The 6,245-nt window shown below is 60.0% G+C and carries 8 protein-coding genes and 1 pseudogene; 6 read left to right on the top strand and 3 right to left on the bottom strand.

Going from position 1 to position 6,245, the window contains the following annotated elements:
- Window positions 1–158 precede the first annotated feature (158 nt).
- Window positions 159–521, bottom strand: a complete 363-nt coding sequence (locus tag U1701_RS18490) for an HIRAN domain-containing protein (RefSeq protein WP_332784031.1) — start codon at window positions 519–521, stop codon at window positions 159–161.
- Window positions 522–647: 126 nt separating this feature from the next.
- Here U1701_RS18490 and U1701_RS18495 point away from each other — a divergent pair, with 126 nt between their 5' ends.
- Genes U1701_RS18495 through U1701_RS18510 form a run of 4 tightly spaced genes read left to right on the top strand, consistent with a single transcriptional unit; the run spans window position 648 to window position 1,873 of the window.
- On the top strand, window positions 648–905 hold the full coding sequence (locus U1701_RS18495; protein ID WP_332784032.1) for a hypothetical protein: 258 nt from the start codon (window positions 648–650) through the stop codon (window positions 903–905).
- Window positions 902–1,054, top strand: coding sequence for a hypothetical protein (locus U1701_RS18500; protein WP_332784033.1), 153 nt, complete (start codon window positions 902–904; stop codon window positions 1,052–1,054). Before U1701_RS18495 ends, U1701_RS18500 begins: the two co-directional genes overlap by 4 nt.
- The gene (locus U1701_RS18505) at window positions 1,054–1,686 is read left to right on the top strand and encodes an SOS response-associated peptidase family protein (RefSeq protein WP_332784034.1); all 633 of its coding nucleotides are present in this window, start codon (window positions 1,054–1,056) and stop codon (window positions 1,684–1,686) included. The genes U1701_RS18500 and U1701_RS18505 overlap by 1 nt, the downstream gene beginning before the upstream one ends.
- A 10-nt stretch (window positions 1,687–1,696) precedes the next feature.
- Window positions 1,697–1,873, top strand: a complete 177-nt coding sequence (locus U1701_RS18510) for a hypothetical protein (protein ID WP_332784035.1) — start codon at window positions 1,697–1,699, stop codon at window positions 1,871–1,873.
- 21 nt (window positions 1,874–1,894) lie between these two features.
- Here U1701_RS18510 and U1701_RS18515 read toward each other — a convergent pair whose 3' ends face one another.
- A complete protein-coding gene (locus U1701_RS18515; protein ID WP_332784036.1) occupies window positions 1,895–2,239 on the bottom strand; it encodes a hypothetical protein in 345 nt (114 codons plus the stop codon).
- A 243-nt stretch (window positions 2,240–2,482) separates the two neighbouring features.
- Complete coding sequence (locus U1701_RS18520) at window positions 2,483–4,393, bottom strand: cadherin-like domain-containing protein (protein WP_332784037.1); 1,911 nt, start codon at window positions 4,391–4,393, stop codon at window positions 2,483–2,485.
- Between the two features lie 975 nt (window positions 4,394–5,368).
- On the opposite strand from U1701_RS18520, the gene U1701_RS18525 reads away from it, so the two are divergent.
- Both U1701_RS18525 and U1701_RS18530 read left to right on the top strand, forming a co-directional pair.
- Window positions 5,369–5,860 carry a hypothetical protein gene (locus tag U1701_RS18525; RefSeq protein ID WP_332784038.1) on the top strand — a complete coding sequence of 164 codons (492 nt, stop codon included), beginning with the start codon at window positions 5,369–5,371 and terminating at the stop codon, window positions 5,858–5,860.
- Window positions 5,861–5,954: 94 nt separating this feature from the next.
- A pseudogene (locus U1701_RS18530) lies at window positions 5,955–6,245 on the top strand (transposase); the annotation flags it as partial.

A 6,245-nucleotide genomic window follows, 5' to 3' on the forward strand; every position in this document is an offset into this window, starting at 1 on the left:
CTGATGGCCACGCAAATGCATTCGTCACCTCGGATGAATCACGCGAAGCTAAACTGGGGGGTCGTAATGGTGCTGCCGGTCAGTCTCGCCCTCTGGACGCTGCTTCTCCTTCCCTTCTTGCACTAGCCTTGCAGGGTCGCCTCATGAAACCGTGCTGATTAGGCTCCGAACTCGGGTCCTTCTTCGTCCGGATAGAAGGCATGCGGATCGAACACCGGCCGCGGCCCAGCGCGCATTGACCGCGGCGCAGGTGGCGCGCGCTGTGGCTCGGCCGGCGCCGGGGGCAGGGTAGGGGGGCCGCCTCCGAACCGCAGACGGATATAGGCTCCGCTGTGCACCAGTCCCTGGAACACCGCAACGACCTCGTCTCCCTGCATCCGCTTCCCGATCAGCGGGGCTCGCTTTGCGCTGATATAGCCCATCTGCACCCCGCGTTCGGACCAAACGGCGATAGCGTTGCTGTCGTGCTCGTTCTTGGGTTCGAGGCGTAGCTCGACCGGGTCGCCAGGCGCGCAGAGCATGATTCCATACGCCTGTTGGACTTGCTCTCGTCGGAGTTCGGCAAGTCGATCCCAACGGTGGAAGTGGTTGGCTCGTCCATGCTCGTAACCTTGCCCGAATCGTGCGCGCAGGCATAGGCTACTCACATGGCTCCTTTTGACGACTCCGCAGACCGCGCCCTTGGCGCCGCATGTAACCGGCTTGCGGCTTGGGTGGAGACCCTCCGCGAAGGCGTGGTGATCGAAGAAGGCTTCGACCTTACCGAGGATGACCTCGGGATGATCCTGCGGCATCTGCATGCAACGCGTCACGCGACGCAGATCGAAATGATTTCGATGGACGAGGGGGTGCAGCGTTACGGGCGTGCATCCGTACCGCTGACTGCAAGGTCCGATCCCGCATGATCCATTGGGACGACACGCACGACGAGCAGGTTAAGGCGATGACGGACGCCGAGCTTTGCAGCGCTTTCGAGCGTACCGACGGGCGGCCCGGCAACGTAGAGGCTGATGCCCTGCTCGCCGAGATCCAGCGCTGCAACCTCGACTTCTGATGTGCAACCGCGCGCGCAACCGCGGCGAGCCTGAGACGCTGATCGAGCGGTTCGGCGGCGGCTGGCTCACCAGCAAGCCGATGGATAACAGGTTCGACCCGGTCGAACTGGTCCCGCGCGGGCGCGCCTATGTGATCCGGCGCGACGGCAACGCGAACGGCCTCGACGTCATGAGCTGGGATTTGCTCGGCAATGGCGCTGCGTACCCAATTACGAATGTCCGAGACTTGAAGCGCTGGCGGCCCCGGCTTGAGAAGCCTGAAGGCCGGTGCCTGATCCCGCTGACCGAGTTCTGTGAATGGACGCCAGAGAGCTTCAAAGTGGGTGAAGGACGGCCGATCAAGGGTGAGATGTGGTTCGACGTGGTCGACCAAGACGTATTCGCGGTAGCCGGTGTCTGGCAGCAGCTGGGGGCAAAGCGCTGGTTCGCGATGCTGACGTGCGATCCGAACGAACTCGTCGCGCCGATACATCCCAAGGCGATGATCACGATCCTGCACGCCGACGACCACGACCGGTGGCTCACCGGCAGCTATGAAGATGTGCTTGAGTTGCAGCGACCGTATCCTGCGGAACAGATGACGGTGCGCGGACCGGTGTTCCCGACGCGAGAAGGCAAGTCCGCTGTCTGAACCGGCTGCATTGTCAGACCGCGACGTCTGGGAGAAAGCGGCCGCGATCGTTGCTGAATTCGGCGACGACGACCCAGAGCATTTCAGCGATCGACTGGCCGACATCCTGCGCGATACGGCAGATCCCAAGGACTGGCGTCGGGTCGCGGCGGCAGTTGATGCCATTGTCGACGCCCGCGAGCAGTAACGACTGGCCGCGTTCCGGCCATTACGTTTGCGCCAAGCCGGGTTCCGCCGGGTTCACATCCGGCGCGGTCTCCGGGGCATCATAGCGGATTGTCCACTGCGGATGGCCTTCCGGTGACATCACGATGTCGGGAAACCCCACTGGATCGGTCCCTGTCTCGACCCAGCCTGCGCCATGACAGCGATCGCAGGCCGTGCGTTTGCAACGGAAACTGACCAGATCAATCTCGGTGTTCCACTGGCCGCGGCCCTGGCAGACCGGACACATGGCGTCGAGGCTGCCGTTGCGCGGTTGGAGCGGCACGATGTCGAAAGCATGCGGGCTGTCGGGGCCTTCGCAGTAAACGATCTTGGTGGCGTGCGGCATGCAATGCTCTCGTTGTTCGTTTCCTTCAACGCCTATGCCGCCCCGTGGGTCCTGCCGCCCATATCAGACGAATGGCCATAGTTGGTGGATTGCGGACATTGGGCCCACCGATTCAGGTTGTAGCCCGGGTGAAGTTTTTCGAACTGGTTCCCCGCGACGTTCGGCGTTAAGGTAACGACGGGCACGAAAACGCCCCGGCAAGCATTACTTGCCGAGGCGTGTTCTGGTAGGTTGCAAGGTCGATCAGAAACCGAGCGCGCCGACCCCGATGTCGGACCCGACGGCGCTGTAGACGTAATAGGTCACGCCACCATGCATGACGGATCCGTCGAATTCGATCACGCCTACTGTCGCGGCCGACGTACTGCTGATGCCGAGCGTTCCGCCTTCGCCCGCAGTGCCGGGATCGCCTGGACCGCCAAGTCCCCCTGGCAGGTCGAACAGCCCGTTGTGGCCGAAGTTGACCCGACCGTCGTTGTTGCCGTCGCGCAGCTTGGTGGTCGTGACCAGTATGTCGCTCGATCCGAAATTGACGATCTTGTCCGCACCCAGGTTTAGATCCAGCGCGGTGTCGCAGAAAAAGATGTCGGTCTTGGAATTGGCGGCGTCACCCGTTAGGGTGTCGTTGGAAAGAACGAAGCCCTCCTTCGCCTTCAACGGGCGGACTTTGGCGTCGGCGTACACGAAGCTACCCTCGCACGCCTCGCCGAGGAAGCGCAGCGAAGTGGTTCCGCTATCGACCTTCACGGTGTCGCCACCACCCAGGTCGAACAGCTTGTTCCTGCCGAACGTGATGATGCCGTCGTTATTGCTGTCCCGCAACGCTTCCGACACGACAATGATGTCGTCCTTGGCGAAGTTGGTGATGCTGTCGTCGCCGGTGCCGCCAGCGGCGTTATCGAAGTAGAAGGTGTTGTGATATGCTGGCCCGGTCAGGCTATCATCGGTCGACGCCGATCCGTCTTGCGTCCCCGGCCGGTCTACCGTCGGGCAGTCGGACGGCGGCGGCGGCGGTGGTTCGTCGCCGCCCACGCCGGTGATGGTTATCGTTACGGTCGCGCTACTCGACAATTCGCCGTCGGAGATCGTGTAGGCAAAGCTGGTGGTCGCGGTTTCGCTGGCAACGAGTGCGTCGAACTGGCCGTTCGGGTCGTAGCTGAATGTGCCGTCGCCGTTATCCGTCAGCAAACCGACGAGGCCTGCCGTGTTAACGTTGTTGATCGCGAACGTATCCGCTGTATCTGGATCGAAGTCGTTGCCAAGCACGCCGAAACTGACCGTCGCGTTTTCGGCGACGCTGACCGCGTCGTTCACCGCGACCGGCGCATCGTTTTCGTCGGTATCGACTGCGACGATGGCGGTGATGTTAAAGCCTGCAAAGAAGATGTTGTCGTTGTTGGACGGATTGATCGTCGTGATTGCCAGCCCGGTCGCGCCATTCTCCAGGAACGGAGCCGGGACGGCCGAATTGCCCTGCGCGAGATCGTAGAGTTCGTCGTCGGTACGCGGCCCGCCGCCGTCGGTAACAGCGGGGTCGGGGTTGGCGGAAGAATCGCCGATCCCGCCGATCGTGATTAGTCCACCGTTGCTTGCCACGCCGTCGTCCTGCCCGCCCGCCGATGTGGTCAGTTGGCGCCCATCGACCGTAATGCGCGAGAATTGTCCCGCTGGCTGGAACCCGTAGCCGATGCCGAGAGACATGAGTGCCTCAAAGCCCGTCTGCGCGGTGTTCACTGGTTCAGAGAAGGTAAGCGAGAAGTCGTCGCCGGTGGTAGCGCTGAACCCGTCAAGCAGGCTGATTGTCCGCGTGCTCTCGTCTGGGTTCGAATAAACAACGATCAGTGCGAAGCCGTCGACGGCGCTACCGACAATATCCGACACGTTGAAGTCGAACGCGGCGGCACCGCCGTCATCCAGCGCCTGACGTATGAACATCGTAATATCCGTACGGTAGGCCTGTAATCCTGAGGTTTCCCCAAGCGCCGTGAAGCCGCTTGCGGTAAGCGAGTCGGTTCCGTTCGCTAGATGGACCGAAGTAACGGATCCGCCGTAAAAGGTGCTGCCATAGAGGAACGCCGCTTCAACCCGTGATCCATCGGGTACGATCGCCGAAACGGTCCCGCCATCCGAGGCTTGTCCTCCGATCGCGTCCAATGACCAATTGCCCTTGCCGACGAAAGTATAGTTTGCAGTCAATGACATGGGTGCCCCTCCCCGTGAAAGTTACCAAACCGACTCATTGTGCGACCATTCTTCTCAATTGCAGAATGGTTAGGTTAACGAAATTTCACAATCAAGCTGGTCCGGCGACTTTTTTTCAACGATCGTGTGCGACACCGCACCCACATTTGCGGGATCAAAGGACACTAGTCTTTTGGAAACACAATGTTATGTCGACGCGCTCTGATGGTCGGTGGCCAGCGGAAATGGTACCAGTGTCCCAAAGTGGGCCAGCCCCGGCCAGCTACGACGGCACCTAACGTAGTAGGGGACAAACTTGGGCTGCTACTCGATCTCGTAGCGGCGGATCGGTTTCGAGATCGCGTGCCGATCGATCGAACGGCGGAAATTGGGCGTTTCCTGACTGACCGCTTTCGCATGCCACGGCGACGTGCATCGGATATATGCATCGTGAAAGCGCCCGGGTTTCTACCGTTTTCGGCTTGATGCAGAACCTGCGAGTTCTGCATCAGGAATGCCGATTGGTCGTGCCGGCACAGTGCGTTATGTCAGTGAAGCACAAGCTACGAACGAGGACATGGTTATGCCAGTCAAAGACCTCATCGGGCGTCCAAGGCCTACAGCTGAACAGAAGGAACTGGAGAAGGAGCTGTTCGAGCGCCGGCAGTCATTTCTGCGTCGTCGTCCCGGACCCTCTGATGACGAGGATGGGCTATCTCCTGTGGGACCTCCATCCGGTCCCAGTCCCATGCCGCTAGCTGGTGCCGCTGAGGTAGCCGACGACTGATCCAGTTAAACTTGATGCAAAATTTTGATTTTTGCATCACGAAAGGCGGAATTGGTAGGAAGCGGACGTTCCGCTATTGCCAATGAAATCATGGTAGCGGACAGCTATGACCAAGCGGACCAGAGTCTTCGTGTCTGGTAGCCATTGATCGGAGATACGGCATGCGAAAGAAGATGGCGTCGACCTTTGCCGTGGTCTGCGGTCTCGGATTCGGGGTTCAGTCCATTCAGGCCCAGACGGTAGCGACAAGTTTCAGCGAACCAGTTCCATCTAACTGCAAGTTTTCTAAGCCCGCCCGCATAGTTACCTCGTTACGCGAACTTCCCGATGTCGCTGCGGAGTTTCGTAGAATTAAGTTAGGCGTTGCAGATGCTGGCGAGGAGTTCGTTCCGTTCGATGCTTCAGATGAAAAGTCAAAAGATTTGCCGCATCGTCAGTTTGTTCGCGCCTATGTATTTAGTGATAAAACAATTGTTTGGTATTATCGCGGCGGCCTTGTGACGAACTTCCACGTTGTGGAATTGCGAATGGGACGGGATACGATGGCGAACGCCCCTCTGGTTTTACGCCTAACTGGTAGGACCCTATCGGGGCCGCCCTGTGCGGCGACCGAAGCTGTCTTGGCGGGCGTAAATGGTGAGCAAGGTTGGTAGAGAAGACGCTCAGATAGCCCGGCCCTTCCGTTGAGCTGCCCCCTTCTGAGTGGTCCATCGACTATGAGAGTCTGGATCAAGGAAGGGACGTCGAATGCCTGCGAAAAAGCACAAGCCCGAAGAGATCATCGGGAAGCTGCGTGAAGTTGAAATTGTGTTGGGCCAGGGCGGGACGACCGCCGAGGCATGCCGGCGGATCGCGGTCAGCGAGCAGACCTACTACCGCTGGCGCAAAGAATATGGTGGCCTGAAGACCGATCAGGCTCGTCGGATGAAGGATCTGGAGAAGGAGAACCTGCGGCTGCGGCGTGCGATCTCCGACCTGACACTGGACAAACTGATCCTGCAGGAGGCGGCACGGGGAAACTTCTGAGCCCCGCGCGGC

The sequence above is a fragment of the Sphingomonas rhamnosi genome (genome assembly GCF_036663615.1).
Lineage (GTDB): Bacteria > Pseudomonadota > Alphaproteobacteria > Sphingomonadales > Sphingomonadaceae > Sphingomonas.